Annotated in this window: 29 protein-coding genes and 2 pseudogenes; 13 read left to right on the top strand and 18 right to left on the bottom strand. The window is 57.0% G+C overall.

All coding sequences use genetic code 11. The annotated features are described in order from the left end of the window. Positions 1 to 163 precede the first annotated feature (163 nt). From KGP24_RS19480 to citG, 8 genes are read left to right on the top strand one after another with little or no spacing between them, the layout of a single operon-like run. Entirely contained in the window at positions 164 to 1,525 is a 1,362-nt protein-coding gene (locus KGP24_RS19480; protein WP_223561528.1) for a 2-hydroxycarboxylate transporter family protein, read from the top strand. Between the two features lie 17 nt (positions 1,526 to 1,542). Next, a complete protein-coding gene (locus KGP24_RS19475; protein ID WP_223561527.1) occupies positions 1,543 to 2,406 on the top strand; it encodes a fumarylacetoacetate hydrolase family protein in 864 nt (287 codons plus the stop codon). Between the two features lie 13 nt (positions 2,407 to 2,419). Beyond that, positions 2,420 to 3,445 carry a [citrate (pro-3S)-lyase] ligase gene (gene citC / locus KGP24_RS19470; RefSeq protein WP_223561526.1) on the top strand — a complete coding sequence of 342 codons (1,026 nt, stop codon included), beginning with the start codon at positions 2,420 to 2,422 and terminating at the stop codon, positions 3,443 to 3,445. Positions 3,446 to 3,461: 16 nt separating this feature from the next. Continuing rightward, positions 3,462 to 3,755, top strand: a complete 294-nt coding sequence (gene citD / locus KGP24_RS19465; RefSeq protein WP_223561525.1) for a citrate lyase acyl carrier protein — start codon at positions 3,462 to 3,464, stop codon at positions 3,753 to 3,755. After that, positions 3,752 to 4,627 carry a citrate (pro-3S)-lyase subunit beta gene (citE, locus tag KGP24_RS19460; protein WP_223561524.1) on the top strand — a complete coding sequence of 292 codons (876 nt, stop codon included), beginning with the start codon at positions 3,752 to 3,754 and terminating at the stop codon, positions 4,625 to 4,627. Before citD ends, citE begins: the two co-directional genes overlap by 4 nt. A 10-nt stretch (positions 4,628 to 4,637) precedes the next feature. Further along, the gene (gene citF / locus KGP24_RS19455; RefSeq protein WP_223561523.1) at positions 4,638 to 6,161 is read left to right on the top strand and encodes a citrate lyase subunit alpha; all 1,524 of its coding nucleotides are present in this window, start codon (positions 4,638 to 4,640) and stop codon (positions 6,159 to 6,161) included. Continuing rightward, positions 6,158 to 6,697: a citrate lyase holo-[acyl-carrier protein] synthase gene (citX, locus tag KGP24_RS19450; protein ID WP_223561522.1), complete on the top strand. Its 540-nt coding sequence runs from the start codon at positions 6,158 to 6,160 to the stop codon at positions 6,695 to 6,697. The genes citF and citX overlap by 4 nt, the downstream gene beginning before the upstream one ends. Then, the gene (citG, locus tag KGP24_RS19445) at positions 6,675 to 7,478 is read left to right on the top strand and encodes a triphosphoribosyl-dephospho-CoA synthase CitG (protein ID WP_223561521.1); all 804 of its coding nucleotides are present in this window, start codon (positions 6,675 to 6,677) and stop codon (positions 7,476 to 7,478) included. Before citX ends, citG begins: the two co-directional genes overlap by 23 nt. Positions 7,479 to 7,557: 79 nt before the next feature. Here the strand turns inward: citG and KGP24_RS19440 are convergent, their stop codons facing one another. The 4 genes from KGP24_RS19440 to mutY form a co-directional block, all read right to left on the bottom strand. Beyond that, positions 7,558 to 8,814, bottom strand: coding sequence for a nucleoside permease (locus KGP24_RS19440; protein WP_223561520.1), 1,257 nt, complete (start codon positions 8,812 to 8,814; stop codon positions 7,558 to 7,560). 225 nt (positions 8,815 to 9,039) lie between these two features. Then, positions 9,040 to 10,116 carry a membrane-bound lytic murein transglycosylase MltC gene (gene mltC, locus KGP24_RS19435; RefSeq protein ID WP_032660036.1) on the bottom strand — a complete coding sequence of 359 codons (1,077 nt, stop codon included), beginning with the start codon at positions 10,114 to 10,116 and terminating at the stop codon, positions 9,040 to 9,042. A gap of 56 nt (positions 10,117 to 10,172) precedes the next feature. Beyond that, complete coding sequence (locus KGP24_RS19430) at positions 10,173 to 10,445, bottom strand: oxidative damage protection protein (RefSeq protein WP_023309138.1); 273 nt, start codon at positions 10,443 to 10,445, stop codon at positions 10,173 to 10,175. 26 nt (positions 10,446 to 10,471) lie between these two features. Next, on the bottom strand, positions 10,472 to 11,524 hold the full coding sequence (gene mutY, locus KGP24_RS19425; RefSeq protein ID WP_223561519.1) for an A/G-specific adenine glycosylase: 1,053 nt from the start codon (positions 11,522 to 11,524) through the stop codon (positions 10,472 to 10,474). Positions 11,525 to 11,668: 144 nt separating this feature from the next. On the opposite strand from mutY, the gene trmB reads away from it, so the two are divergent. Genes trmB through KGP24_RS19410 form a run of 3 tightly spaced genes read left to right on the top strand, consistent with a single transcriptional unit; the run spans position 11,669 to position 13,488 of the window. Then, complete coding sequence (trmB, locus tag KGP24_RS19420) at positions 11,669 to 12,388, top strand: tRNA (guanosine(46)-N7)-methyltransferase TrmB (protein WP_023333355.1); 720 nt, start codon at positions 11,669 to 11,671, stop codon at positions 12,386 to 12,388. Further along, on the top strand, positions 12,388 to 12,714 hold the full coding sequence (locus KGP24_RS19415) for a YggL family protein (RefSeq protein WP_014885198.1): 327 nt from the start codon (positions 12,388 to 12,390) through the stop codon (positions 12,712 to 12,714). Before trmB ends, KGP24_RS19415 begins: the two co-directional genes overlap by 1 nt. 57 nt (positions 12,715 to 12,771) lie before the next feature. Next, on the top strand, positions 12,772 to 13,488 hold the full coding sequence (locus KGP24_RS19410; protein ID WP_223561518.1) for a DUF2884 domain-containing protein: 717 nt from the start codon (positions 12,772 to 12,774) through the stop codon (positions 13,486 to 13,488). 21 nt (positions 13,489 to 13,509) lie between these two features. On the opposite strand, the pseudogene KGP24_RS19405 reads toward KGP24_RS19410, so the two are convergent. The 6 genes and pseudogenes from KGP24_RS19405 to KGP24_RS19380 form a co-directional block, all read right to left on the bottom strand. Then, a pseudogene (locus KGP24_RS19405) lies at positions 13,510 to 13,647 on the bottom strand (DUF559 domain-containing protein); the annotation flags it as partial. Between the two features lie 24 nt (positions 13,648 to 13,671). Next, positions 13,672 to 14,814, bottom strand: a complete 1,143-nt coding sequence (gene hemW, locus KGP24_RS19400) for a radical SAM family heme chaperone HemW (RefSeq protein ID WP_223561517.1) — start codon at positions 14,812 to 14,814, stop codon at positions 13,672 to 13,674. Further along, positions 14,807 to 15,400, bottom strand: coding sequence for an XTP/dITP diphosphatase (locus tag KGP24_RS19395; RefSeq protein ID WP_223561516.1), 594 nt, complete (start codon positions 15,398 to 15,400; stop codon positions 14,807 to 14,809). Before KGP24_RS19395 ends, hemW begins: the two co-directional genes overlap by 8 nt. Positions 15,401 to 15,403: 3 nt before the next feature. Beyond that, the gene (gene yggU, locus KGP24_RS19390; protein WP_023309131.1) at positions 15,404 to 15,700 is read right to left on the bottom strand and encodes a DUF167 family protein YggU; all 297 of its coding nucleotides are present in this window, start codon (positions 15,698 to 15,700) and stop codon (positions 15,404 to 15,406) included. After that, complete coding sequence (locus tag KGP24_RS19385; RefSeq protein ID WP_010435467.1) at positions 15,697 to 16,263, bottom strand: YggT family protein; 567 nt, start codon at positions 16,261 to 16,263, stop codon at positions 15,697 to 15,699. The genes yggU and KGP24_RS19385 overlap by 4 nt, the downstream gene beginning before the upstream one ends. A gap of 21 nt (positions 16,264 to 16,284) precedes the next feature. Beyond that, a complete protein-coding gene (locus KGP24_RS19380) occupies positions 16,285 to 16,986 on the bottom strand; it encodes a YggS family pyridoxal phosphate-dependent enzyme (protein ID WP_223561515.1) in 702 nt (233 codons plus the stop codon). Positions 16,987 to 17,003: 17 nt separating this feature from the next. Here KGP24_RS19380 and KGP24_RS19375 point away from each other — a divergent pair, with 17 nt between their 5' ends. Next, positions 17,004 to 17,984 (top strand): type IV pilus twitching motility protein PilT, encoded by a 981-nt coding sequence (locus KGP24_RS19375; RefSeq protein ID WP_223561514.1) that lies wholly within the window; start codon positions 17,004 to 17,006, stop codon positions 17,982 to 17,984. 10 nt (positions 17,985 to 17,994) lie between these two features. On the opposite strand, the gene ruvX is transcribed toward KGP24_RS19375, so the two are convergent. The 8 genes from ruvX to metK all read right to left on the bottom strand — a co-directional run bounded on the left by ruvX (position 17,995) and on the right by metK (position 25,069). Beyond that, positions 17,995 to 18,411, bottom strand: a complete 417-nt coding sequence (gene ruvX / locus KGP24_RS19370) for a Holliday junction resolvase RuvX (protein WP_223561513.1) — start codon at positions 18,409 to 18,411, stop codon at positions 17,995 to 17,997. After that, positions 18,411 to 18,971 carry a YqgE/AlgH family protein gene (locus KGP24_RS19365; protein ID WP_008499752.1) on the bottom strand — a complete coding sequence of 187 codons (561 nt, stop codon included), beginning with the start codon at positions 18,969 to 18,971 and terminating at the stop codon, positions 18,411 to 18,413. Before KGP24_RS19365 ends, ruvX begins: the two co-directional genes overlap by 1 nt. Before the next feature lie 87 nt (positions 18,972 to 19,058). Beyond that, positions 19,059 to 20,006, bottom strand: a complete 948-nt coding sequence (gene gshB / locus KGP24_RS19360) for a glutathione synthase (protein ID WP_223561512.1) — start codon at positions 20,004 to 20,006, stop codon at positions 19,059 to 19,061. Positions 20,007 to 20,025: 19 nt separating this feature from the next. Continuing rightward, positions 20,026 to 20,757, bottom strand: coding sequence for a 16S rRNA (uracil(1498)-N(3))-methyltransferase (gene rsmE / locus KGP24_RS19355; protein ID WP_223561511.1), 732 nt, complete (start codon positions 20,755 to 20,757; stop codon positions 20,026 to 20,028). 51 nt (positions 20,758 to 20,808) lie between these two features. Then, positions 20,809 to 21,516: a deoxyribonuclease I gene (endA, locus tag KGP24_RS19350; RefSeq protein ID WP_223561510.1), complete on the bottom strand. Its 708-nt coding sequence runs from the start codon at positions 21,514 to 21,516 to the stop codon at positions 20,809 to 20,811. A gap of 94 nt (positions 21,517 to 21,610) precedes the next feature. Next, positions 21,611 to 22,108 carry a SprT family zinc-dependent metalloprotease gene (locus tag KGP24_RS19345; RefSeq protein ID WP_223561509.1) on the bottom strand — a complete coding sequence of 166 codons (498 nt, stop codon included), beginning with the start codon at positions 22,106 to 22,108 and terminating at the stop codon, positions 21,611 to 21,613. 58 nt (positions 22,109 to 22,166) lie between these two features. Further along, positions 22,167 to 23,564, bottom strand: coding sequence for a galactose/proton symporter (gene galP / locus KGP24_RS19340; protein ID WP_223561508.1), 1,398 nt, complete (start codon positions 23,562 to 23,564; stop codon positions 22,167 to 22,169). 350 nt (positions 23,565 to 23,914) lie between these two features. Then, the gene (gene metK / locus KGP24_RS19335) at positions 23,915 to 25,069 is read right to left on the bottom strand and encodes a methionine adenosyltransferase (protein WP_010435443.1); all 1,155 of its coding nucleotides are present in this window, start codon (positions 25,067 to 25,069) and stop codon (positions 23,915 to 23,917) included. Between the two features lie 479 nt (positions 25,070 to 25,548). Here metK and KGP24_RS24765 point away from each other — a divergent pair. After that, positions 25,549 to 25,638, top strand: a pseudogene (locus KGP24_RS24765) (hypothetical protein); the annotation flags it as partial. Positions 25,639 to 25,730: the final 92 nt, after the last annotated feature.

Raw genomic sequence — 25,730 nt, 5'->3', positions numbered from 1 at the left:
CCATAAAAACCACGGCAATAAATAAGGCATAAATCACATTAAATAAAAGAAACCATTAAAACCATAGTGGCCATTAAAACTTCGCTTTTAATATGTCATTCCTCACATAAAGTAAGCCTTTGTGACTCTAAGCTGAACGCACAAAATAACTAAGGGGCTTATTATGAGCACGACTGACGATTCTTTCTCTGTTACCCACGACCCGATTGAAATTCAGCGACCTTCGCTCAAAGAGCGGTGGTGGCATATTATGGATACCTGGAAAATTGGGATTATTCCTCTGCCGCTGTTCGTTCTGGCGGGCGTGCTGATTGCGATTGATTGCCTGGGCGGAAAACTGCCGAGCGATATCGTGGTCATGGTGGCAACGCTGGCCTTCTTCGGCTTTGCCTGCGGCGAGTTTGGCAAACGCCTGCCGATTGTCGGCAAGCTCGGCGCGGCGGCGATTTGCGCCACCTTTATCCCTTCCGCGCTGGTCTATTATGGCCTGCTTCCGGACGTGGTGGTCGAGTCCACCACTAAGTTCTACAAATCCACCAACATTCTCTATCTCTACATCTGCTGCATTATCGTCGGCAGCATCATGAGCATGAACCGCACGGTGCTGATTCAGGGCTTCCTGCGCATTTTTTTCCCGATGTTATGCGGTGAAATCGTTGGCATGCTGGTAGGGATGGGCGTCGGCCTGGCGCTGGGTCTTGAGCCATTCCAGATCTTCTTCTTTATCATTCTGCCGATTATGGCGGGCGGCGTCGGGGAAGGGGCAATCCCGCTTTCCATCGGCTATGCCACCCTGCTGCACATGGATCAGGGCGTGGCGCTTGGCCGCGTGCTGCCGATGGTGATGCTCGGCGGTCTGACGGCAATCATTATCTCCGGCTGTCTGAACCAGCTCGGTAAACGCTACCCGCACCTGACCGGTGAAGGCCAGCTGATGCCTAACCGCGCGAATGCCGATACCACCGTCTCTCAGCCTGCGTTTTCCGGCAAAGCGGACGTCACCACTATCGCCTCCGGCGCGCTGCTGGCAGTGCTGCTCTACATGCTGGGCATGCTTGGCCACAAGCTGATTGGCCTACCTGCCCCAGTCGGCATGCTGTTTATGGCGGTACTGGTGAAGCTCTGCAACGGCGCCTCTCCGCGCCTGCTGGAAGGCTCTCAGGTGGTGTACAAATTCTTCCAGACCTCCGTGACCTACCCAATTCTGTTTGCCGTTGGCGTGGCGATCACCCCGTGGCAGGAGCTGATGAATGCCTTTACCGTGAGCAACCTGCTGGTGATTGTCAGCACCGTCTCCGCGCTGGTGGCGACCGGCTTCTTCGTCGGTAAAAAAATTGGTATGCACCCGATTGATGTCGCCATCGTCTCCTGCTGTCAGAGCGGGCAAGGCGGTACCGGCGACGTGGCGATCCTGACCGCAGGCAACCGTATGAGCCTGATGCCGTTCGCCCAAATTGCTACCCGAATTGGCGGCGCGATTAACGTCTCCGTCTCGCTGCTGGTTCTGGGCAACTTCCTCGTCTAAGTCTTCAGGAAAGAATAATGAAACTCGCAAGTTTTCTGTATCAGGGTAAACGCAGCTACGGCATCGTGCAGGCCGACGGCGTGGTGGATTTAGGTCGCCGTCTGGGCGATCGCTACGGCGACCTCAAGGCGCTGTTGCAGGGTAACGGCCTGGCGGATGCCACGCGTTATCTCAACGACGCCGTGGATATCCCGCTGAGCGCCATCACCTTTTTACCGGTGATTGAGCAGCCGGAAAAAATCCTCTGCGTGGGCATGAACTACGCCGACAAACGTAAAGAGTTCGACCAGCATAATCCGGCCCCGACGCTGTTCGTTCGCTTCGCGGATTCACAGACCGGACACAACGAGCCGGTGCTCAAACCGCGCCACTCCTGCGAATTTGACTACGAAGGCGAGCTGGCGGTGATCATCGGTAAAGGCGGCGAGAACATCCGTCGTGAAGACGCCCTGAGTCACGTCGGCGGCTACAGCTGCTACATGGACGGTTCCGCCCGCGACTGGCAGCACACCTGGTTCACCGCCGGGAAAAACTGGCGGCAGACCGGGGCGTTCGGCCCGTGGATGGCGACCGCCGATGAGATCCCGGACCCGCACCAGCTGGCGATCCGCACCTGGCTCAATGGCCGCATGGTGCAGGAAGACAACACCAGCAGCATGATCCACAAGGTCGCGGAGCTGATCGAATATATCAGCACCTTCACACGCCTCAGCCCAGGCGACGTGATCATCACCGGCTCGCCGGGCGGCGTGGGCAAAAAACGTAACCCGCCGCTGTTTATGCAAGAGGGCGATCGCATTGAGGTCGAGATCGAAAACATCGGTCATCTGAGCAATGTGATCATGGAAGCACCGGCGCAAACCCTGGCGGAAGCGCACTGATTAAGGCGGCAGTATGCACTCGCAACTCCCTATCGACTTTCGTCAGACGATTGTCGCGCAACACCCGGAACGCTTGAGCCAGATTCGCTATCTGCTGGCGGACAGCGGCCTGGGGCTGGACAACGACATCACGCTGTTTGTCGAAGCCTGGTCCGGCTCGCAGCTGGTAGGTTGCGCAGGGCTTGCTGCCAACGTCATCAAATGCGTGGCGGTCAACGAGCAGCTTCGGGGCGAGAACCTCAGCGCGCGGCTGCTGGCAGAGGTGGAACATGCGGCGCTGGAGCGCGGCCATTTTCACCTCTTCCTCTGCACCCGTCCGTGCAACCGGGAGCGTTTTGCCCGTAGCGGCTTCTGGCCGATTGCCCAGAGCGGGAACAACGCGGTGCTGATGGAGAACACCCCGCAGGGGATCGAACGCTACTGCCGTTCCCTGCGCGCGAAGCGCAAGTGCGGGGAGAACATTGGCGCGATAGTGATGAACGCCAATCCGTTCACCCTCGGCCATCGCCACCTGGTGGAGCAGGCGGCGACGCGGTGCGACGCCCTGCATCTGTTCGTGGTGCGTGAAGACGCCTCGTTCTTCCCGTTCAGCGCGCGCCTCGAGATGGTGCGCGCGGGCGTGGCGCATCTGCCGAACGTGGTGGTGCACGAAGGCTCGCAGTACATCATCTCCCGCGCCACCTTCCCGGCCTACTTCCTGAAGGAGACCGGCAAAGTGCAGCAGGCGTGGAGCGAGATTGACGTGCTGATCTTCCGGGACTTCATCGCCCCGGCGCTCGGCATCACGCACCGCTTCATCGGCTCGGAGCCGTTTTGCGATATCACCCGCCAGTACAACCAGACGCTGCACGATCTGCTGGCCTCGCATATTGAGGTGGTGGAAATGCCGCGCATCAAGGCCACCGGCAACGCCATTTCGGCGTCTGAAGTGCGCCGTTTACTCAAGACACAGCAGTTTTCCCGGATCCGGGAGATTGTCCCGGACTCCACCTTCGCGCATCTCGAAGCACACTATCGTGCGAGTGCGGAAGTCGCATAACTATCAGGAATTTATCATGAAAATTGTAAGGGAGGCGCTGGCCGGAACGCAGGAGTCCAGCGACCTGATGGTGAAAATCGCCCCCGCTCACGGCGAGCTGGAGATTGTCATCCACAGTGAAGTGATTAAGCAGTTTGGCGACCAAATTCGCCAGGTCGTCAGCGACACATTGTGCGCCATGAACGTGCACCAGGGATTAATCATTATTGAAGACAAAGGGGCGCTGGACTGCGTGATCCGCGCCCGCCTGCAAAGCGCGCTTCTGCGTGCAGCAGATGAACAGGCCGTCAACGGGGGGGCGCTGAAATGAGTAAACTCCGCCGCAGTATGCTGTTCCTGCCCGGCGCTAACGCCGCCATGCTCTCCACCGCATTTATCTACCGCCCAGACTCCATCATGTTTGACCTTGAAGATGCGGTCGCCCTGCGTGAGAAAGACACTGCGCGCATGCTGGTGTTCCACGCGCTACAGCACCCGATGTATCAGGATATTGAAACCGTGGTGCGCATTAACCCGTTGAGCACGCCGTTTGGCCTGCTGGATCTGGAAGCCGCCGTGCATGCTGGCGTGGATGTGATCCGCCTGCCGAAAACCGATACGCCGGAAGATATTTACGAGCTGGAAGGCCACCTGGAGCGCATTGAACGTGAATGCGGGCGCGAGGTTGGCTCCACTCGCGTAATGGCGGCGATCGAGTCGGCCATTGGCGTCATCAACGCCGTGGCGATCGCCCGCAGCTCCCCGCGCTTAATTGGCATCGCGCTGGCGGCCTTTGACTACGTGATGGATATGCAGACCGAACGCGGCGACGGCACCGAGCTGTTCTATGCCCGCTGTGCCGTACTTCATGCTGCCCGCGCCGCAGGTATCGACGCCTTCGACGTCGTCTGGTCAGACGTTAACGACGAGGCCGGGTTCCTGCGCGAGGTCGATCTGATCCGCAAGATGGGCTTCAACGGCAAATCGCTGATTAACCCGCGCCAGATTGACCTGCTGCATAACGCCTATGCCCCGACGCAGGAAGAGGTGGATCACGCGAAACGGGTGATTGAAGCCGCAGAAGAAGGTGAGCGCAACGGCCTCGGCGTGGTGTCGCTCAACGGCAAAATGGTCGATGCCCCGATTATCAACCACGCGCAGGTGGTGCTCGAACGCGCGGCGGCCTCCGGCGTGCGTCGTTAAGGATTACACAATGAATCAGACAGAACTTCTCCATGTAAATTTTCCCCATTTACGGGATTTAAAACCCTTTGATACTGCGCACAGCGCGACGCCGTGGCTGGCAGACAGCGAGGCTAAACATAACCGAAAACTGTGTGCGACCGTTGAAGAGGCCGTATTACGCAGCGGTCTGCAGGACGGGATGACCATCTCCTTCCACCATGCGTTTCGCGAAGGCGACAGGGTGATTAACACCGTCGTGGCGCTGCTGGCGCGGATGGGTTTTAAAAACCTGACGCTGGCCTCCAGCTCGCTGATGACCTGCAACGACGCGCTGATCGAGCATATTGAAAGCGGCGTCATCACCCGGATTTACACCTCGGGCATGCGCGGCAGGCTGGCGGACGCCATCTCCCACGGGCTGATGGACGAGCCGGTACAAATTCACTCCCACGGCGGGCGCGTGAAGCTGCTCCAGGACGGCGAGCTGAATATTGACGTAGCGTTTCTCGGCGTGCCGTGCAGCGATGAGTTTGGCAACGCCAACGGGACGCACGGTAAATCGTGCTGCGGGTCCCTGGGCTACGCGATGGTGGACGCGCACTTTGCCCGCAAGGTGGTGCTGCTGACCGAAGAACTGGTGCCGTTCCCCAATATGCCCGCCAGCCTGGTGCAGGACCAGGTGGACTACATCGTGCAGGTGGAGAGCGTGGGCGATCCGGCGAAAATCAGCGTCGGCGCGGCGCGCGTCACCAGCAACCCGCGCGAGCTGATGATTGCCCGCTATGCGGCGGACGTGATTGAACACTCCGGCTACTTCAAACCGGGCTTCTCGATGCAGACTGGCTCCGGCGCGGCGGCGACCGCCTGCACCCGTTTTATGGAAGAGAAGATGGAGCGCAGCGGCGTGAAGGCGCGCTTTGCGCTCGGCGGCATCACCGGCAGCCTGGTGGATTTACACGAGAAGGGGCTCATCGAAAAGCTGCTCGACACCCAGTGCTTTGACGGCCAGGCGGCGGCTTCGCTGGCGCGCAACCCGAACCACGTGGAGATCTCCACCAACGTCTACGCCAACCCCGGCAGCAAGGCGGCAAGCTGTGACCAGCTCGACGTGGTGATCCTCAGCGCGCTGGAAATCGACGTCGATTTCAACGTCAACGTTATTACCGGCTCCGATGGGGTGATGCGCGGCGCGTCCGGCGGGCACTGCGACGTGGCCGCCGCGGCGAATCTGACCATTGTGGTCGCGCCGCTGCTGCGCAGCCGTATTCCGACGGTCGTGAAGCGGGTTACCACGCGCCTCACGCCGGGCGAAAGCATCGACGTGCTGGTCACCGACCACGGCATTGCGGTCAATCCGGCGCGCCCGGAGATCCGCGAGCGGCTGCTGGAGGCCGGGCTCAAAGTTGTGGACATCAGCGCGCTTTACGAGCGGGCGATTTCCCTGACCGGCGTACCGAAACCGATTGAATTTACCGACAAAATCGTCGGGGTGATCCGCTACCGCGACGGCAGCGTGATCGACACCGTACGACAGGTGAAGGAGGAAGTGTGACTTTAGCGACACCCGTGCGGGCGGGTGTCAGCCTGGATGAACTGCTGGCGGCGAAAGATCGCCGCGCAGCGCGCCAGGCTGACATGCTTGAGCACTATCAACAACCGGTGATTTCCCTCACGCTGGTCACGCCGGGAGAGATCAAAGACAGCCTGCGCTATCGCAATACCATGGGCGTGGCGCTGCAAATGTGCGACCAGCTGCTGTGGGAAAACCGCTGGCAGGTGCTGGACCGCCAGGTACTGTGGCTCCCGACCGGGCCAGAAGCCTTGTGGTGCGTGGCCCATCCGGCGGTGGAAATCAAAGCGCACTGTGCGGATCTGGAGCAGACGCACCCGCTCGGCAGGCTGTGGGATCTGGACGTGATCTGCCCTCAGCACGGCCACGTCGGGCGTCAGTCTCTGGGGGCGAATCTCAGACGCTGTCTGATCTGCGACGAGCCCGCTCACGCCTGTTCCCGTTCGCGGAACCATCCCGTTGAGCAGGTGGTTTCCCGCGTGGAGAAGACGATCGATGACTGGTTCGCCCGCGACTAAACCCCGCATTACGCACGTGCCCGCGCTTGCCGAAGCGGCGCTATGGCAGGAGCTGGAGCTGACGCCCAAGCCGGGGCTGGTGGACAAGCTCAATAACGGTTCCCATCGCGATATGGATCACGCGCTGTTCGTCCGCAGCATTGCGGCGATAACGCCGTGGTTCTCGCGCTTTGCCGAGCTGGGGAGTGCGCATGCGGATAAACCGGCCGCCGGGCAGCTTCGAATTATCCGCCCGATGGGGATGGCCTGCGAGCAGGCGATGTACGCCGCGACGAACGGAGTGAACACCCATAAGGGCGGGATTTTTGCCCTGGGTTTACTGTGCTTCGCTGCCGGACGTGTGAAAAATATCTCCGCAGACAGCCTCTGCTGTGAGGTGAGTAACATCTGCAGCGGGCTGGTGTCGCGTGAGCTGGCAGCACGCAGCGGGCAGGCGACGGCGGGCGAGCGGCAGTTTCAGCAGTACGGCTTAACCGGCGCGCGCGGTGAGGCGGAAAGCGGCTTTGCGACGGCGCGTAGGGCGCTGGCGCAGTGGAACGGACGGTCGCTTCACGGCCTTCTGCTGCGCCTGATGGCGGTTAATCAGGACAGTAATCTGGTTTCGCGCGGCGGCATTGAAGGGCTGCGCTACGTTCAGGGCTACGCGCGGGAATTACTGGCTAACGGCTGGGATCGCGAGGCGTTGCTTAAGATGGATAAGGCATTGATTGAACGCAATCTGAGTCCGGGCGGCTGCGCGGATTTGCTGTCTGTGGGGTGGGTGCTGTCTGAAATAAAATAGCCGGGTGGCGGCTTCGCCTTACCCGGCCTACGGTTTGGTTTTGTAGGCCCGGTAACCACAGCGCCACCGGGCACAACAATCAATGCGCGATCGGCTGCGCACCGTGCGGCTCACGCACGTGTTTGTACTTGAACAACGCGATGAACGCGAAGAACAGCACCAGCGAGTACGCCGCGAAGATCAGCCACACGGGCTGCCAGTTGGTGATGCCGTTGGTGGTGTACATCTCAACCACTTTACCGCTCACCACACCGCCCAGAATACAGCCGAAGCCGTTGGTCATCATCAGGAACATACCCTGCGCGCTGGCGCGGATTTCAGGCTTCACCTCTTTTTCCACAAACACCGAACCGGAGATGTTGAAGAAGTCGAAGGCGCAGCCATAAACGATCATCGACAGCACCAGCAGCACGGTGCCGAACGCGCTCGGGTCACCGTAGGCGAACAGGCCGAAGCGCAACATCCATGCCGCGATGCTGATCAGCATGACGTTTTTGATGCCGTAGCGGCTCAGGAAGAACGGAATGGTCAGGATGAACAGCGTCTCAGAGATCTGAGAGATGGACATCATCACCGACGCGTGCTCGACGATAAAGCTTCCGGCAAACAGCGGGTTGTTATCGAAGCTGTGCAGGAAGGTGTTGCCGAACATGTTGGTGATCTGCAGCTCCGCGCCCAGCAGCATGGAGAAGATGAAGAAGATCGCCATGCGCTTGTTTTTAAACAGCGCGAACGCGTCCAGGCCAAGCATGGTACTCCAGCTCTGGTTTTTCTGCTGGTTAGAAACCGGAATGGTTGGCAGCGTCAGGGTGAAGATCGCCAGCACCACGGAGAGCGCCGCACCGATATAGAGCTGCATATGGCTCAGTTCGAAGCCTGCGAAGCTCACGCCCCACATCGCCATGATAAAGCCGATGGTACCCCAGATACGGATTGGCGGGAAATCGGTCACGATATCCATATCCGCAGATTTCAGACGGTAATAGGAGATGGTGTTGATCAGGCCAAGCGTTGGCATATAGGCCAGCGAGTTAAGCAGGATCACCATGAACATCGCCCCCGGCGTGGTCACCTGGGCTGCCATAAACAGCGTCCCCGCGCCCACCAGATGGCAAAGCATGTACAGCCACTTCGCACTTAACCATTTATCCGCCACGATGCCCAGCAGCGTTGGCATGAAGACAGCCGCAATACCGAGCGAGCTGTATACGGCACCGATTGACGCACCGTCGAACTTGAGCGTCACAAACATATAGGAGCCGAGTGTAGTCAGCCAGCTACCCCACAGGCAGAACTGCAGAAACGACAATATTTTAAGCTGCAGCTTAAGGTTCATGTTACTTTCCTCACAAGTGAGCGGGAGATATGTTGTTATAGGAACATTCAGGGTTGTTATTTGATGCAATTCTATCAGTTGGCAACAATATGTTTTGTTACCTCCCGCAAAAAAATGCAATCCACATTAATTTGCAGTTTGTATTGTGATGCAAATAACATTTTCGTATGGGTGTTCAAGTTCCCTCTCCCTTTTGGGGAGAGGGTTAGGGTGAGGGGGAGTTTTCTAGCGACGACGATAGTTCTTCTGCGCCGTATTCACCTTATACAGATAGCGACGGGATTCCGCAGACGGGTGGCGGGTGGTGAGGGTTGAGTAGACATCCCCCGGCGCCATGCTGTTGATGATGTTTGCGGCCTGCACCTTGTCATTTGAGAAGACTCGCAGCACGCTGCCCGCGCCGCCGTTATAGGCGGTGATCACCGCATAGCGGCGCGACGTTGGGTTATCAATGCCGCCCAGGTAAACATTGTTCAGCATCGCCAGATAGGCCGTGCCGGTATCAATGTTACTCTGCGGATCGAACAGATAGCTGCGGCTCGGCGTGCCGGATTTTCCCTGCGCGCGGAAGACGTCTTTACCGGCGCTGTGCTGCACAACCTGCATCAGCCCCAGGGCGTCGGAACGGCTTACCGCGTAAGGGTTGAACGAGGATTCGGTCTGCATAATCGCCAGGATCAGCGACTCATCCACGCCGTACTTACGCGAGGCCTGACGCACCATCCCAATGTACTTATGCGCACGCTTGTCGAGGTGGTTCGGGACGAGGTTGATGGTGACGCTGTAAATAATCTTCAGACCGTTAGAGCGGCTTTTCAGGCGCGTCTGCAGCAGGTAGTCGGCAAATTTCGTGGCGCGACCTTCCCAGCGGATAGGCTGACCGGTCTGATCGACAACCTGGCCGTACAGGAACGGCTCTTTAGAGATAGTGATATCGTCGGCATCGGAGTAGAGATCGATAGATCCCGGATCGTCACCCATCAGCAGGGTTTTGATAATCGCCTGGCGGAGCCGTGCCGCAGGGTCGGTGCCTGCGATAGTCTCAATCGTGATCGTACCCTCATCAAAGTTGATGTGGCTACGGGTCTGATAGGCGTCGGTGTACTTAACGTAGTCCTTAGGTCCGGCAATAAGAACTTCGTTAAATCCCCATATATTCTCGATGTTGTGGGCAAACTGCCCCATCAAAATGTCAAAACCGTTGGTGTCCTTGATCCAGGCTTCGTTGTAATCTTCGCCTTTTTTTGACGAACACGAGACAAGCAACGGCGCAACAAGGGCTAGCGCTAAAAGTTTTTTCATCATTCCGGGAGTGCGTGTTGTGTTTGCTTTAACGGCGGGGGTTCCCCCGCACGCTGTTATTTTTCCGGTGGCGTATAGCCTTCGATGTGCACGTCTTTACCTTCGAACAGGAAGCTGACCATTTCCTGCTCCAGCAGCTTGCGGTGTTCCGGGTTCATCATGCTGAGTTTTTTTTCGTTGATCAGCATGGTCTGCTTTTTCTGCCACTGTCCCCAGGCTTCTTTGGAGATTTCATTGTAGATGCGTTTACCCAGGTCGCCCGGATAAAGCTGGAAATCCTGGCCTTCAGCGTCACGCTGCAGGAAAGTACAAAAAATCGTTCTGGCCATACTCATTCCTCTTTTTCTTGTCGATGCTAAACCATTGCACCGGCACGTAATTGCTGTAACAGGCGCTCCACGGGAGCCGCCAGCCCGACTGATGGCGGTTGCGCTAAGTTATACCAGAGAGCGGTGCCTTCATCCATGCACGAGGCAAATGACGACACGGGAAGCCACATGGGTACAATATCCAGGTGGAAATGGCTGAACGTATGGCGAAACGCGGTCAGCTGCGTCAGGTTATCGGCAGCAATCCCGCGCTGTTTAAGCCATTCACGCAGCAAGTCTTCATTTTCAAACTGTGGGAAGCAGTATAGACCACCCCACAGACCGCTCGGGGGACGCTGTGCCAGGAAGACCTCGTCGCCGTGCTGCATCAGCAGCATATAGCCGGTGCGCTCCGGCAGCGTCTGTTTGGGTTTCTTACCCGGATATTGCGCCCATGAATGGTTGGCATACGCCACGCAGAGATTATTCACCGGGCAGAGTTCGCATTTTGGTTTTGAGCGCGTGCAGACCATCGCGCCGAGATCCATCATCGCCTGATTAAAACGCTCCACGCCGTTGGCCGGGGTGACCTCTTCACTTATTTCCCAAAGACGTTTTTCGACGTCCTTCTTCCCCGGCCAGCCGTCGACGGCATAGCAGCGTGCCAGCACGCGCTTAACGTTGCCGTCGAGGATCGGGAAATGCTTGCCTAAAGACAGGGAGAGAATAGCACCTGCGGTTGAACGTCCGACGCCGGGGAGATCGGCCACCTCATCGAAGGTTTCCGGGAACGTCCCGTTGTGGCGTGTCGCAACCTGCTGTGCGGCCTTGTGAAGGTTACGCGCGCGCGCGTAATAGCCAAGGCCGGTCCACAGGTGCAGGACCTCGTCCAGCGGCGCGTTGGCCAGATCGGTCACCGTCGGGAAGCGCGCCATAAAACGCTCGAAGTAAGGGATTACCGTGGTGACCTGCGTTTGTTGCAACATCACTTCGGAGAGCCATACTTTGTAAGGCGTTTTTTCAATTTGCCAGGGCAGGGTTTTACGCCCGTATTTGTCGTACCAGTCCAGCACCTGGGCTGAAAATTGAGAGGCTTGCATGGTCTTCGATTCGCATAATCAGGGACGCAGATTGCAGCACAGCCTCAATCTGCTGTAAACCGGATCTTTCCCATGCTTGCATAGAAGCCTTAACTTTGGATAATGCCCGTTTCCCGAACATTCTCACAAGCAGACAACTCTTTTATGAAAAACGACGTCATTTCACCGGAATTTGATGAAAACGGTCGCCCGCTGCGCCGTATTCGCAGCTTTGTCCGCCGTCAGGGCCGCCTGACAAAAGGGCAGCAACATGCGCTGGACAACTACTGGCCGGTGATGGGCGTTGAGTTCAGCGAGCAGCCTCTGGACTTTACCGAACTGTTCGGCCGCGAAGCACCCGTCACGCTGGAGATCGGTTTTGGTATGGGTACCTCGCTGGTGACCATGGCGAAAGCCCGTCCGGAGCAGAACTTCCTCGGTATCGAAGTGCATTCTCCAGGCGTCGGCGCGTGTCTCGCAACGGCCCATGAAGAGGGCGTTGAGAACCTGCGCGTGATGTGTCACGACGCGGTGGAAGTGCTGCATAAAATGATTCCTGACAATTCTTTAACCATGGTTCAGCTCTTTTTCCCTGACCCGTGGCACAAAGCGCGTCATAATAAACGCCGTATCGTTCAGGCGCCGTTTGCCGAGCTGGTGAAAAGTAAGCTGAAGCTGGGCGGTGTCTTCCATATGGCGACCGACTGGGAACCGTATGCGGAACATATGCTGGAAGTGATGTCGTCGCTGGACGGGTATAAAAACCAGTCTGCGAGCAACGACTATGTACCGCGTCCGGAATCGCGTCCGGTAACGAAATTTGAACAGCGTGGCCATCGTCTTGGTCACGGTGTATGGGACTTAATGTTCGAGAGGGTGAAATAATGGCAAAGAATCGTAGCCGTCGTCTGCGTAAAAAGATGCACATCGAAGAATTCCAGGAAGTGGGCTTCTCCGTTGCGTGGCGTTTCCCGGAAGGCACCAGTGTAGAACAGATCGATCAGGACGTGGATGCGTTCATCAATGACGTGATTGAGCCAAACAAGCTGGCCTTCGACGGTAGCGGCTACCTGGCATGGGAAGGTCTGATCTGCACCCAGGAAGTGGGTAAATGCACCGAAGAACATCAGGCGCTGGTACGTAAATGGCTTGAAGACCACAAGCTCGAAGATGTCCGCGTCAGCGAACTTTTCGACGTTTGGTGGGACTAATAAAGCAAGTACGGGGCCAGCATTAGCTGGCCCATTTTGTCTGAGGGAGTGTTTAAGATGCGCAAAACGTTGCTGGCCGTTGCTTTGATGGCAACCGGATTCACCGCCCATGCGGATTATCAATGTAGCGTCACCCCGCGTGATGACGTGGTGTTAAGCCCGCAAACCGTGCAGGTTAAAGGCGAGAACGGCAATCTGGTGATTACGCCAGAAGGGAACGTCACCTATAACGGCAAGCAGTACAATTTGACTGCCGCACAGCGTGAGCAGGCGAAAGACTACCAGTCCGAATTGCGTACCGCGCTGCCGTGGATTAATGAAGGTGCCCTGACCCGCGTTGAGAAAAGCCGCGTGGCGCTGGATAAGATCATCACCAAAGAGGTGGGGGAGAGCAGTAACATGCGTACCCGCCTGACGAAGCTCGATAAGCAGCTTAAAGAGCAGATGAACCGGATTATCGAGACGCGCTCCGACGGGCTGACGTTCCACTACAAGGCGATCGATCAGGTCCGTGCTGACGGGCAGCAGCTGGTGAACCAGGCGATGGGCGGCATCCTGCAGGACAGCATCAACGAGATGGGCGCCAAAGCGGTTCTGAAAGGCGGCGGTAACCCGCTGCAGGGCGTGCTGGGCAGTCTGGGCGGTCTGCAGACCTCCATTCAGAACGAGTGGAAGAACCAGGAAGCTGATTTCCAGCAGTTCGGCAAAGACGTGTGTAAGCGCGTGGTGTCGCTGGAAGACAGCCGGAAGGCGCTGGTGGGGACGCTTAAGTAAGATCTCCGCGCGCTGGGCCCCTCACCCCGGCCCTCTCCCTGTGAGAGAGGGCCGGGGTGGGGGTTGCAGCATTTGCAGTGTTTCAAGGATCTTTTCTAACACCGCCTCTTCGTTATCCGAGAGTTCGTTATTCCAGAATCGAATGACGTGCCAACCTTTCCCTCAGTCGGCACAACGGGGTGTTCAGGATTCTTCGGCGAGGAACAGCTCAAGAAGGGAGTTTAAGAACAGCTTGCCGTGCTCGGTGATCTGCCAGTACGCATCGCACTCGGTCAGATACCCCTGCGCCAGCGCTTCGTCAATTTGTGGGCGAATCACTGACTCCGGCAGCCCGGTGTAACGCGCAAACTCCGCTCGTGGGGCGGCTTCCAGCAGGCGGAAGCGGTTCATAAAGAACTCAAACGGCTTATCCGCCGCCTCTACGTCGTGCTGACGCTCAAGATAACGGCCTTCCATATACCCGCGCGGGTGGCGGGTTTTGGCCGTGCGCAGAATGCGCCCGTCCGGGAAGGTGACTTTACCGTGCGCGCCGCAGCCAATCCCCAGATAGTCGCCAAACCGCCAGTAGTTCAGGTTGTGCTGACACTGATAGCCCGGCTTCGCATAGGCGGACGTTTCATACTGCTGATAGCCCGCAGCGGTTAAAAGCCTGTGACCCTGCTCGAAGATATCCCACAGCGCGTCGTCATCCGGCAGCACCGGCGGGCGCGAGCCAAACAGCGTGTTTGGCTCGATGGTGAGCTGGTACCACGACAGGTGCGGCGGGTTCAGTTCGATCGCCTGGCGCAGGTCGTCCAGCGCCTCTTCCAGCGACTGATCCGGCAGGCCGTGCATCAGATCGAGGTTAAAGCTGCGAAGGCCCAGCCCGGTCGCCAGGTTTGCCGCGCGCTTCGCCTCTTCCGGGCCGTGAATGCGCCCCAGACGTTTCAGCTTCGGCTCGCTAAAGCTCTGCACGCCGATGGAGATGCGGTTCACGCCCGCGCGCTGATAGTCGACAAAACGGTCGGCTTCAACGGTGCCGGGGTTGGCTTCCATCGTAATTTCAGCATCTGACGCCAGGTTCAGGCGCGCACGCACGCCGTCCAGCAGCGTCTGCATCGCCGGGCCGGACAGCAGGCTCGGCGTACCGCCACCAATGAAAATGGTCTTAACTTCACGTCCCTGTGCGTAAGCGACATCGGCGTCCAGGTCGGCCAGCAGATGCGCAACGTAGTCATCGTGCGGCACTTCGCCCTTCAGCGCGTGTGAGTTGAAATCGCAGTACGGGCATTTCTGCACGCACCACGGGATGTGAATATAAAGACTCAGAGGTGGCAAATTAGCCATTACGCAGTGCTTCCAGTAACAGTTTCAGCGCGCGTCCACGGTGGGAAATCGCGCTTTTTTCTTCGCGGGTCAGTTCCGCAGCGGTTTTGCCCTCGGACGGGACAAAGAAAATCGGGTCGTAGCCAAAGCCGCCGTTGCCAGCTGCTTCACGGGTAATCACGCCCGGCCAGCTACCGTGGCAGACGATCGGCGTAGGGTCCTGCGCGTGACGCATATAGACCAGTACGCAGTGGAACTGCGCGGTGCGCTGTTCGTCCGGTACATCTTTCAGGGCGATAAGCAGCTTTTCCAGATTCTGCTGGTCGGTGGCGTCAACGCCGGAATAGCGCGCGGAGTAAATCCCCGGCGCACCGCCGAGAAAATCCACGGCCAGGCCGGAGTCGTCGGCAATCGCAGGCAGGCCGGTAATCTGCGCGGCGTGGCGCGCTTTCAGGATCGCGTTTTCGATAAACGTCAGCCCCGTCTCTTCGGCGGACTCCACGCCAAGATCGGTCTGGGCGACCACGTCCAGACCAAAATCATTTAATAGCGAGGCCAGCTCGCGCACTTTACCGGCGTTGCCGGTCGCGAGAACAACTTTCTGCATGGTTTAGTCCTGTTCTTTCAGAGCCGCGACTTCCGTCGGGATAGATTGAGGATTAAGGATTTTTACCTGTTTATGTCGCCCAAGTTCACCTTTTTCAATGATGACCTGGCTTTTGGCGACGCGAAACTGTTTTGCCAGATATTTAGTCAGATGCGCGTTCGCCTGGCCGTCAACCGGCGGGGCGGTGATGGCGACTTTTAACTCGTCGCCATGAAGCCCAACAATACCGTCACGGCTGGCTTTTGGCTGAATATACAGCCGCAAAACCAGCCCGTCAGCGCAGGTGCTTACTGCACTCATAGCGCCATCCACAGCCCCGGCAGCAGCATATTGCCCGTGGACTGTAACAGCTCTGCGATCCCCATGTTGACCACATAGAGCAGCAGAACCAGGATCATCGGGGAAAAATCGATGCCGCCCATAGACGGAAGCAGATTACGGATTGGACGCAGCAGCGGCTCGGCCAGCTGAATCAAAGCATACTCCACCGGGCTACGCCCCTGGCTCACCCAGCTCATGATGGCCATGACCAGCAGCACCCAGAAAATAAGCAGGCCGACGGTTTTGACCAGAATCAGGACCGCAGCAATCCAGATAATCGGCTGGAAGGTAATGACCATAAACAGCACGATCGCTTTGATAACGCTCAGAATAAACGCCACCAGCAGAGACGAACTGTCGATGGGGCCCATGGCCGGGATAATACGGCGCAATGGTCCGACAACAGGCTGCGTGATTTTCACGACAAACTGCGAGAACGGATTGTAAAAATCACAGCGGGCCCACTGCATCCAGACGCGCAGCAAAAGCGCCATCGTATACAGCTCAAGCACAGTTGAGAGCAGGAAAGTCAACGTCTTCATGGCGTTCCTCAGGTTTCCTTATTATTTTGAGTAGTCGCGCGCACCGAAAATAGCCGTGCCGATGCGCACCATAGTGCTGCCTGCCGCGATGGCGGCTTCCATATCATCCGACATGCCCAGTGAAAGCGTGTCTACCGTGCTATAGCGCGCTTTTAGCGCCTCAAATGCTACAGCCATTTGCTGTGCCACGGCAAACTGCCTTTCATAACTTGACTCAGGCGCCGGAATTGCCATCAGCCCGCGCAGGGTTAAGCGCGGCAGTTTGGCCACCTCTGCGGCCAGCGCGTCCAGTTCGCTCAGCGTAATGCCGGACTTGCTGTTTTCGTCGCTGATGTTGACCTGAATAAGCACGTTAAGTGCAGGCATGTCTGCCGGGCGCTGATCGTTCAGACGGGTAGCAATACGCAGACGGTCGATGGTATGGCACCAGTCGAAGTGCTCTGCCACCAGACGGCTTTTGTTCGACTGCAGTGGGCCAATAAAGTGCCACTGCAGATCCGTCTTCCCCTGTTCCTGGAAGTAGCGAATTTTATCCACGCCTTCCTGCACGTAGTTTTCACCAAACGCCCGCTGGCCTGCATCAATGGCTTCTGCGATGGCGCTCGCAGGCTTGGTTTTGCTGACTGCAAGCAGCGTAATTTCTTCTGAAGCCCGGCCGCAACGCGTTGCGGCGGCTGAGATTTTGTCCCGGACCTGTGCCAGGTTATGCGCAATGTCGTTCATTTTCCGAGGAGTAGTCTATGGATGTGGAAGAAATTGTGGCCCTTAGTGTAAAGCATAACGTCTCCGATCTACACCTGTGCAGTGATTCACCACCGCGCTGGCGCAGATTAGGCCGGCTTGAGCCTGCTCCCTTTCCGCCTCCCGACGTTGGGGCGTTATTAAAAGCGTGGCTCAACGATGAGCAGCAGGGAACATGGTGGGCGAACGGGCAGGTGGACTTTGCCGCGACGGTGACGGGAGGCCAGCGCCTGCGCGGCAGTGCCTTTAAGCAGATGAGCGGTATCTCTGTGACGCTGCGGCTGTTGCCGCGTACCTGCCCGCAGCTCACTTCGCTGGGCGCGCCGCGGGCAATCCCGGAACTGTTGTCCAATGACGCCGGGCTGATTCTGGTGACCGGGGCAACCGGCAGCGGCAAATCCACTACGCTGGCGGCGATGGTCGATTTTCTTAACCACCATGCTGACGGCCATATCCTCACGCTTGAAGATCCGGTGGAGTTTATCTACCAGAGTGAACGTTGCCTGATCCAGCAGAGGGAGATAGGCCAGCACAGCCCGTCATTTGCCGAAGCGCTGCGTAGTGCCTTACGCCAGGATCCGGACGTTATTTTACTGGGAGAGTTGCGCGACAGCGAAACGATCCGCCTGGCGCTAACTGCAGCTGAAACCGGGCATCTGGTGCTGGCGACGCTGCATACGCGCGGGGCATCGCAGGCGATTGAACGTCTGGTCGATACGTTCCCGGCGCAGGAGAAAGATCCGGTGCGTAACCAGCTGGCTGGCAGCCTGAGGGCGGTGCTGGCGCAAAGGCTGCTTCCCGATCTACAGGGAGGGCGCGTCGCGTTGTATGAACTGCTGGTGAACACCCCAGCGGCGGCGAATCTTATTCGTGAAGGGAAAACGTGGCAACTTCCCGGCATCATCCAAACCGGTCAGCAGGCAGGAATGCAGAACTTTGACCAGAGCCTGGCAGAGAGACGGGCGCAGGGGCGGCTGTAGGCCCCTGAGTTTAAAAGCCCTGTTCGAAATAGCTTTCGAGGATGATTACTGCTGAAGCGGAGTCCACGCTGCCTTTGTTGAGCGCCCGGAAACCGCCGTGCTCAAACAGGCCCGCGCGCGCTTCGACGGTGCTGAGACGCTCGTCGTGAAGCTTAACGGAGACGCCAAAGCGGCCATGGATTTTATTGGCGAACTTACGTGCCCGGGCGGTAAGCGGCTGTTCTGTGCCGTCCATGTTTAGCGGCAGCCCAACAATCACCTCGTCTGGCTGCCACTCTTTGAGCAGTCGCTCGATCAGATTCCAGTCTGGTGTGCCGTCATTGGCCTTCAGGGCCGCGAGCGGACGCGCGGTACCGGTGATGCGCTGACCCACGGCGACGCCAATGCTTTTGGTACCAAAATCGAAGGCCAGAAGCGTTCCGCTCATCAGGCGTGCCCCGCTACGCCAGGCATGGTCAGGATATCAATGCCAATCAGCTTCGCCGCGTCACGCCAGCGATCGGCGATAGGGGTTTTAAACAGGATATTCATGTCCGCAGGCGCGGTAAGCCAGGCGTTATCGAGGATCTCTTGCTCAAGCTGGCCTTTCTCCCACGACGAATAGCCAAGCGCCACCAGCACTTCAGAGGGCTGCTCTGCGGTACCCAGCGTTTCGAGCACGTCACGCGATGTCGTGATAACGGTGTTGTCGGAGATGCGAATGCTGGAAGAGAATACCGGCGGCGTATGCAGGATAAAACCGCGATCTTCTGCAAGAGGTCCACCCAGCATCACGGGTTTATCAAGCCGGATTTCCGGTAGTCGCGCTTCAGCCGGGATTTTCAGCTTGTCCAGAATCCCTTCAACCTGCAGGTTTTCCAGTGGTTTATTGATGATAATGCCCATCGCGCCGTCTTCATTGTATTCACAAATATACACCACGGCGCGGCGAAAAATCGGGTCCTGGAGAGCAGGCATGGCAATAAGAAAGTGATGCTGTAAATTCATTGTCAGAGGTACTGTTTCCTGGTTTAAAAAGCGACAGCGCCCAGTATGGGGACAAACACAGGCGCTGTCACTAATAGTATTGTTAGGTTATTTCTCTAAACGTTTTTCGATTGCGTCCATCAGCATTCCGGTGATTGAGATCGGGAATTCCGCTTCAATTTCACGAATGCAGGTCGGGCTGGTGACGTTCACTTCGGTCAGACGATCGCCGATGATATCCAGGCCAACGAAGATCAGGCCTTTGGCTTTCAGCGTCGGACCAACGCGGCGGGCAATTTCCCAGTCGCTTTCGGTCAGCGGGCGCGGCTCACCGCGGCCACCGGCCGCCAGGTTACCGCGGGTTTCGCCACCCTGCGGGATACGCGCCAGGCAGTAAGGAACCGGTTCGCCATCCACCACCAGCACGCGCTTATCGCCGTCTTTGATCGCCGGAATATAGTTCTGTGCCATGCAGTAACGCGTGCCCAGTTCGGTCAGCGTTTCGGCAATCACGCCAATGTTCGGATCGCTCTCTTTCACGCGGAAAATCGATGCGCCGCCCATGCCGTCCAGCGGCTTCATGATGATATCGCCGTGCTTCTGCCAGAATTCTTTCAGCTGCGCTTTGCTGCGGGTCACCAGGGTTTCCGGCGTAAGGTCAGAGAACCAGGCGGTGTAGAGCTTCTCGTTGCAGTCGCGCAGGCTCTGCGGCTTGTTGACGATCAGCGTGCCTTTCTCTTCAGCACGCTCAAGGATGTAGGTGCTGTAGATGTATTCGGTGTCGAACGGCGGATCTTTACGCATCAGGATGACGTTGAGATCGGCCAGGGCAATATCCTGCTCGGTGCCGAACTCGTACCATTTGTCGTAGTTCTGCTCGACGTTAACGATGCGGGTGCGCGCGCGGGCTTCACCGTTGATCAGGTAAAGATCGTTCATCTCCATATAGTGGAGTTCATAGCCGCGACGCTGCGCTTCCAGCAGCATGGCGAAGCTGGAATCTTTCTTGATGTTAATGTTTGCGATGGGGTCCATCACGATGCCGAGCTTGATCATGTTCTTCTCCGTTAATGCTTCAACCCAGATCGCCAAACCGTACCTGTAGCGCGGTAATGGCCGTGAGTGCCGTTGTCTCAGTGCGCAGAACGCGAGGTCCCAACAGAATATCAGTAAACTGGTAACGTGCCGTCATCGCAATTTCGTCCGCCGACAGGCCGCCTTCGGGGCCAATCAACAGGCGTACGCGCTCAACGGGCAGCGGCAGCGTATTGATGCTGGCGCTGGCGCGCGGATGGAGATTGAGCTTCAGCCCACTCTCCTCTTCTGCACACCAGTCCTCCAGATCCATCGCCGGACGGATCTCCGGAATACGGTTGCGTCCACTCTGTTCGCAGGCCGCAATGGCAATTTTCTGCCACTGCTGGATCTTTTTGTTCAGACGTTCCGCATCCAGTTTAACGCCACAGCGCTCAGAAAAAAGTGGCGTAATGAGGCTTACACCCAGTTCAATGGATTTCTGAATGGTGAACTCCATTTTCTCGCCGCGCGACATCACCTGGCCCAGATGGATATGCAGCGGTGATTCCCGGTCATCCACTTCGCCACGCAGGACGTTAACGTGCACGCTTTTTTTATCAGACCGCGTAATTTCCGCGTCGAAAACCTGGTTCGAGCCGTCGAACAGCTGTATTGCCTGACCTGCGCCCATGCGCAGCACGCGGCCTACGTGGTTGGCGGCATCATCAGACAGGGAGATTTCGCGGCCTGCGGTAATCAGTTCAGGATGGTAAATGCGGGGAATGCGCATAGTCAGAAATTCCATGTGTCATGCGATATAAGCGAATTGCCGTAGTGTAGGTTAGCTCTTTTGCGCCTGGCAAGCCCGCTGGACGTAAGGGTTGTGATTCCCCTGTACTCTGGCGATACGTTCGTCGCGCCGGCATTCCCACTCCGTCACCGGGTACTGTTTGTCCCATGCGTTGAACAGCTGAGTCTGCTGGCGAGAGAGGTTGAGGTCGTAACGGTCACGCATATAGAAATAGGTGCGAGCAATGCTGCCGCGCGCGCGGGCAGGGGGCTCGGCGACTTTCTCTTTAAAATCAACCTTCATATCGCACTGGCCGTACTGGCCTTCGCCACCGTTCCACTGGCTGTACATAAAGTTGCCGCGGTCACCGTTCACTTCGCCAACCGCAGGCTGCAGGTTATGCATATCGCTTTCCATCTGGCGATAAACCGGATCTTTGGCGCAGTTTTTACGTCCCCCATCCTGCCAGCACTGGCGCTGGTGGCCAAACTGCCAGGCAGGAACGACATGCTCCCATTCAATACGGCTGGCGCGGTTTTCGTTTTTACGCACATTATAGCCGCAGGACTCAAGGTCAACGACCCCTTTTTTACCCTGCCAGTTAATTTTACAGCCGCAGTAGAAATCGCCCGGCACATCGGCGTTCACCTTCACGCCTGCTGCCTTGGCTTGGGAAAAACTGTTGATACCGTCGGCCAGAGCATGGCCTGAGAGCGCCGTCGTCAGAAAGGCGACCGCGAGAGAAAAATTACGGGACATCTTACACTCCGTGTCAAAACGAGCCCGCAACGTAACGAATGTTGTTCCCGTATGCAATCAGTCAGATCAGGAAAGTTCCTGAAAGTTCAGATGATTATTCCGCAACCAGCGGCTCGCCGCATTTGACGCAGCGGTAGGTCGCCTCGCCGCGCACCACGCGATTATGGCGGCGGACGGTAAGCTGGTGCTGCTGACACCGGCAGCGATAGGGGAAGGTATTGCGGCGCACCGATTCCAGCTCGAACTGATGGGTACGGCGTGCCGGAACGCCGAGCACCGCTTCCATCATCCACTTCCACTCTTTCCCGTGGGGCGCGACGCGTCCGAAGTGTTTCCACACCAGCAGATGCGCCAGCTCGTGCGGCACCACTTCCTCGATAAACGCCTGCTGGTTTTCCATCATGAGCACCGGGTTAAGGCGGATCTCATAATGCTCGAGCCAGGCGGTACCGGCTGCGGTTCCGCGCTGCTGATAAACGATCTTAGGTTCAGGGTAATTGCGACCGAGCTTCAGGTTCGCCTGGGCGAGTTTTTCCCGCAGGCTGCGCATAACGGCTTGCTGAAGGGCGATGGGGAGACGGGGTGCTTTCATAGGGGCAGAGCATAAAGCGCGAAGCGGGGAGGCGCAAGAGGCGCCTCCCGCAAGAGAATTAGTCGTGGGCGCCGATTTCGCGCAGCGGACGACCTTTCATCAGGTTACGTTCAATATGTTCCAGAGAAACGTGTTTGGTTTCTGGAACCAGCCAGATTGTCAGCACAATAAAGAAGATATTCAGACCGGCGTAGACCCAGAAGGTGTTCGCGTTGCCCAGGGTATTGAGCATGGTCAGGAACGTTGCGCCGACGATCATGTTGGCAATCCAGTTGGTTGCGGTAGAGCAGGTGATACCAAAATCACGCCCTTTCAGCGGCTGAATCTCAGAGCACAGCACCCAGATCAGCGGACCGGCGCTCATCGCAAACCCGACGATAAACATCAGCAGCATGCCTACGGCAAAGTACTGGGCGGTTGGTGAGTGAATGCCAACATGCATCATGGTACCGAGGACACCCATACCGGCCGCCATCACCAGGAAGCCCAGCGTCAGGGTTGGCTTACGTCCCCAGCGGTCCACCAGACCGATGGCGATAAAGGTCGCCAGCACGTTGGTCAGACCCACGATGACGGTCCCCCACATCTGCTCGGTGGTGTTGGTATAGCCCGCCAGTTCAAAGATTTTTGGCGCGTAATACATAATGACGTTCATCCCGGTGAACTGCTGCATCACCTGAAGCAGTACGCCGAGGAACACCGCGCGGCGGAAGTTGCTGTTCTCTTTAAACAGCGCCCAGCCGGACTGTTTGACCTTCAGGCTTTCGCGGATCTCTTCCAGCTCGTTTTTCGCTTCCGCGCTGGTATCGCGCAGGCGCAGTAAAACCCGTTCGGCATCGTGGAAGCGGCGTTTGGCGGCGAACCAGCGCGGGCTGTCCGGCAGGAAGAAGACGCCAATCAGCAGCAGAATGGCCGGGATGATGATGACGCCGAGCATCCAGCGCCATGCGCCGCTGTAGCTGAACGCCGTATCTGAAAGATAAGCGCCCAGAATACCGATGGTGATCATCAGCTGGTACATCGAAATCATACTGCCGCGGATTTTCTCCGGCGCGATTTCAGACAGGTAAAGCGGGGCGGTATAGGACGCGACGCCCACGGCCAGGCCGAGCAGCACGCGGGAAACCAGCAGAACCTCAACGTTAGGCGCAGCGGCAGAGAAGAGTGAACCGGCAACGAACAGGATCGCGCCGATCATCAGGCTTTTTTTACGTCCGAGTTTGAAGGAGAGCCAGCCGCTGCCGACGGCCCCGACGGCCGCGCCAAACATCATGGAGCTGACCACCCACTCCTGGGTGTGAGCGCTGATCTGGAACTCGTCAGTGATGAAAGGTAATGCACCGGCAATCACGCCGATATCCAGGCCAAAAAGTAATCCTGCCAGGGCGGCGAGGAAACAGACGAAGAATGTCATCGCCTTGTTGGACGTACGCCCCTGTTTTTTATTGTCAGGCATTATGCCCTCCAGTTGGGTTATCAGTTTTATTGATGGAAAGGGTAGGTGAGTGACCCGTAAAAATATGTGAGATTAATCACATAGGTGTAATCGGTTACACTAACGCGGAACCGTAAAAATAATTAAAGCTTTGAAAATATAGAGTTAAATGAGGTGAAGTGCATCGCGTTTGTTTAAATTTCGGACTTAACTGAAATGAAATGTAACAGCAGAAGAAAGGCGATCAGGCAAAGAGATTATTCTGAAAGCGGGATATATTCGGTATGGTGTAAGCGGTTTCAAACATTGCCGCCAGCCGACACAAAAAAGGCCAGCACAAAGGCTGGCCTGTTTTGCGCTGTCAGTCGCGATTACTTCAGACCGGCAGCTTCACGCAGCAGGGCGGCTTTGTCGGTTTTTTCCCATGGGAAATGTTCACGACCAAAGTGACCGTATGCAGCGGTTTCTTTGTAGATTGGGTGCAGCAGATCCAGCATCTGAATCAGGCCGTATGGACGCAGGTCGAAGAACTCGCGCACCAGCAGCGTCAGCTGTTCTGAAGGCACTTTCTCGGTACCAAAGGTTTCAACCATGATGGAGGTTGGCTCAGCTACGCCGATTGCGTAGGAAACCTGGATCTCACAGCGGTCAGCCAGGCCGGCAGCTACGATGTTTTTCGCCACATAACGTGCAGCGTACGCCGCAGAACGGTCAACTTTAGACGGATCTTTACCGGAGAACGCACCGCCACCGTGACGCGCCATGCCGCCGTAGGTATCAACGATGATTTTACGACCGGTCAGACCGCAGTCACCCATCGGGCCGCCGATAACGAAGCGTCCGGTTGGGTTGATGAAGAATTTGGTCGCAGAGCTCAGCCATTCGGTCGGCAGAACCGGCTTGATGATCTCTTCCATCACTGCTTCCTGCAGGGATTTCTGATCGATATCTTCGGAATGCTGGGTAGAAAGTACTACCGCGTCAATCCCAACGATTTTTCCGTCGTCATACTGGAAGGTGACCTGGCTTTTCGCATCCGGGCGCAGCCACGGCAGGGTGCCATTTTTACGCACTTCAGCCTGACGCTGCACCAGACGGTGCGCATAGGTGACAGGTGCTGGCATCAGCACGTCGGTTTCGTTGGTTGCATAGCCAAACATCAGGCCCTGGTCGCCCGCGCCCTGTTCCAGCGGATCGGCACGATCAACGCCCTGGTTGATGTCTGGAGACTGTTTGCCAATCGCGCTCAGTACCGCGCAAGAGTTGGCATCAAAGCCCATATCAGAATGCACATAGCCGATCTCACGCACCGTGTTACGGGTGATCTCTTCGATATCAACCCATGCGCTGGTGGTGATCTCACCGCCAACCAGAACCATGCCGGTTTTGACATAGGTTTCACACGCTACGCGCGCTTTTGGATCCTGCGCCAGGATCGCATCCAGCACCGCATCGGAGATTTGGTCAGCAATTTTATCAGGATGTCCTTCTGATACGGACTCGGACGTAAACAGGTGTTTTGCCATGTTTTATTTCACCTAAGAGGAATTTGGTTAGCTCAAGCTGCTGTGTGGAATAGCCAAAGGAGATAATTCTACCAAGGCCTGCAGGTTTTTGACACTGGCAGTATGAGTGTTAATCAGTATAGATGGATTAACATCTGGATGGCTATTTTAGGTCACTTCTTCGCCCGATTTCCAGTTTTTTTTGACTAACCTCTCACTCAGTTGAAATTGCGGCTGGCAATAATTCCTGACGGCACCGGCAACGCGCACATTTATCTTTTGCTTTTTACCCCTGTTCTCGGTATAAAACGCGGCGCGCGGCTCATATAAAATAAGCGCTCGATGAACTCATCGTGTCGCCACTTCCAGCCGGGTTAAGCAGTGAACTGTTAGCTTTGGCTTGGGGTCCGTTTCAGCAGAGGCGGCCGTGGAGGTGATACGAGATAATGAACCATCGTTTTCCGCTAATTCAGCGCAGCCGTTCTGGCGCGTATTTGATTCCCGCAACCCGCATTTCTAGTCTGCAAACCTGCCGATGTTATACCCATCTCGGCGCTTCTCAGGATTCCAGGGCCGGTCACGCTTTGTGAAAACTGAACAAGGGCGCTCTTGTTAATACAAGAGTTTTCTCGTGGTTTCGCCGAACCTTGTCATACAGAGTTCGGATACGTGTTTTACAATG

It is taken from the genome of Enterobacter sp. JBIWA008, from assembly GCF_019968765.1.
Lineage (GTDB): Bacteria > Pseudomonadota > Gammaproteobacteria > Enterobacterales > Enterobacteriaceae > Enterobacter.
Note: the sequence above shows the minus strand (reverse complement) of the source record. Positions and strands in the feature narration are given on the sequence as shown.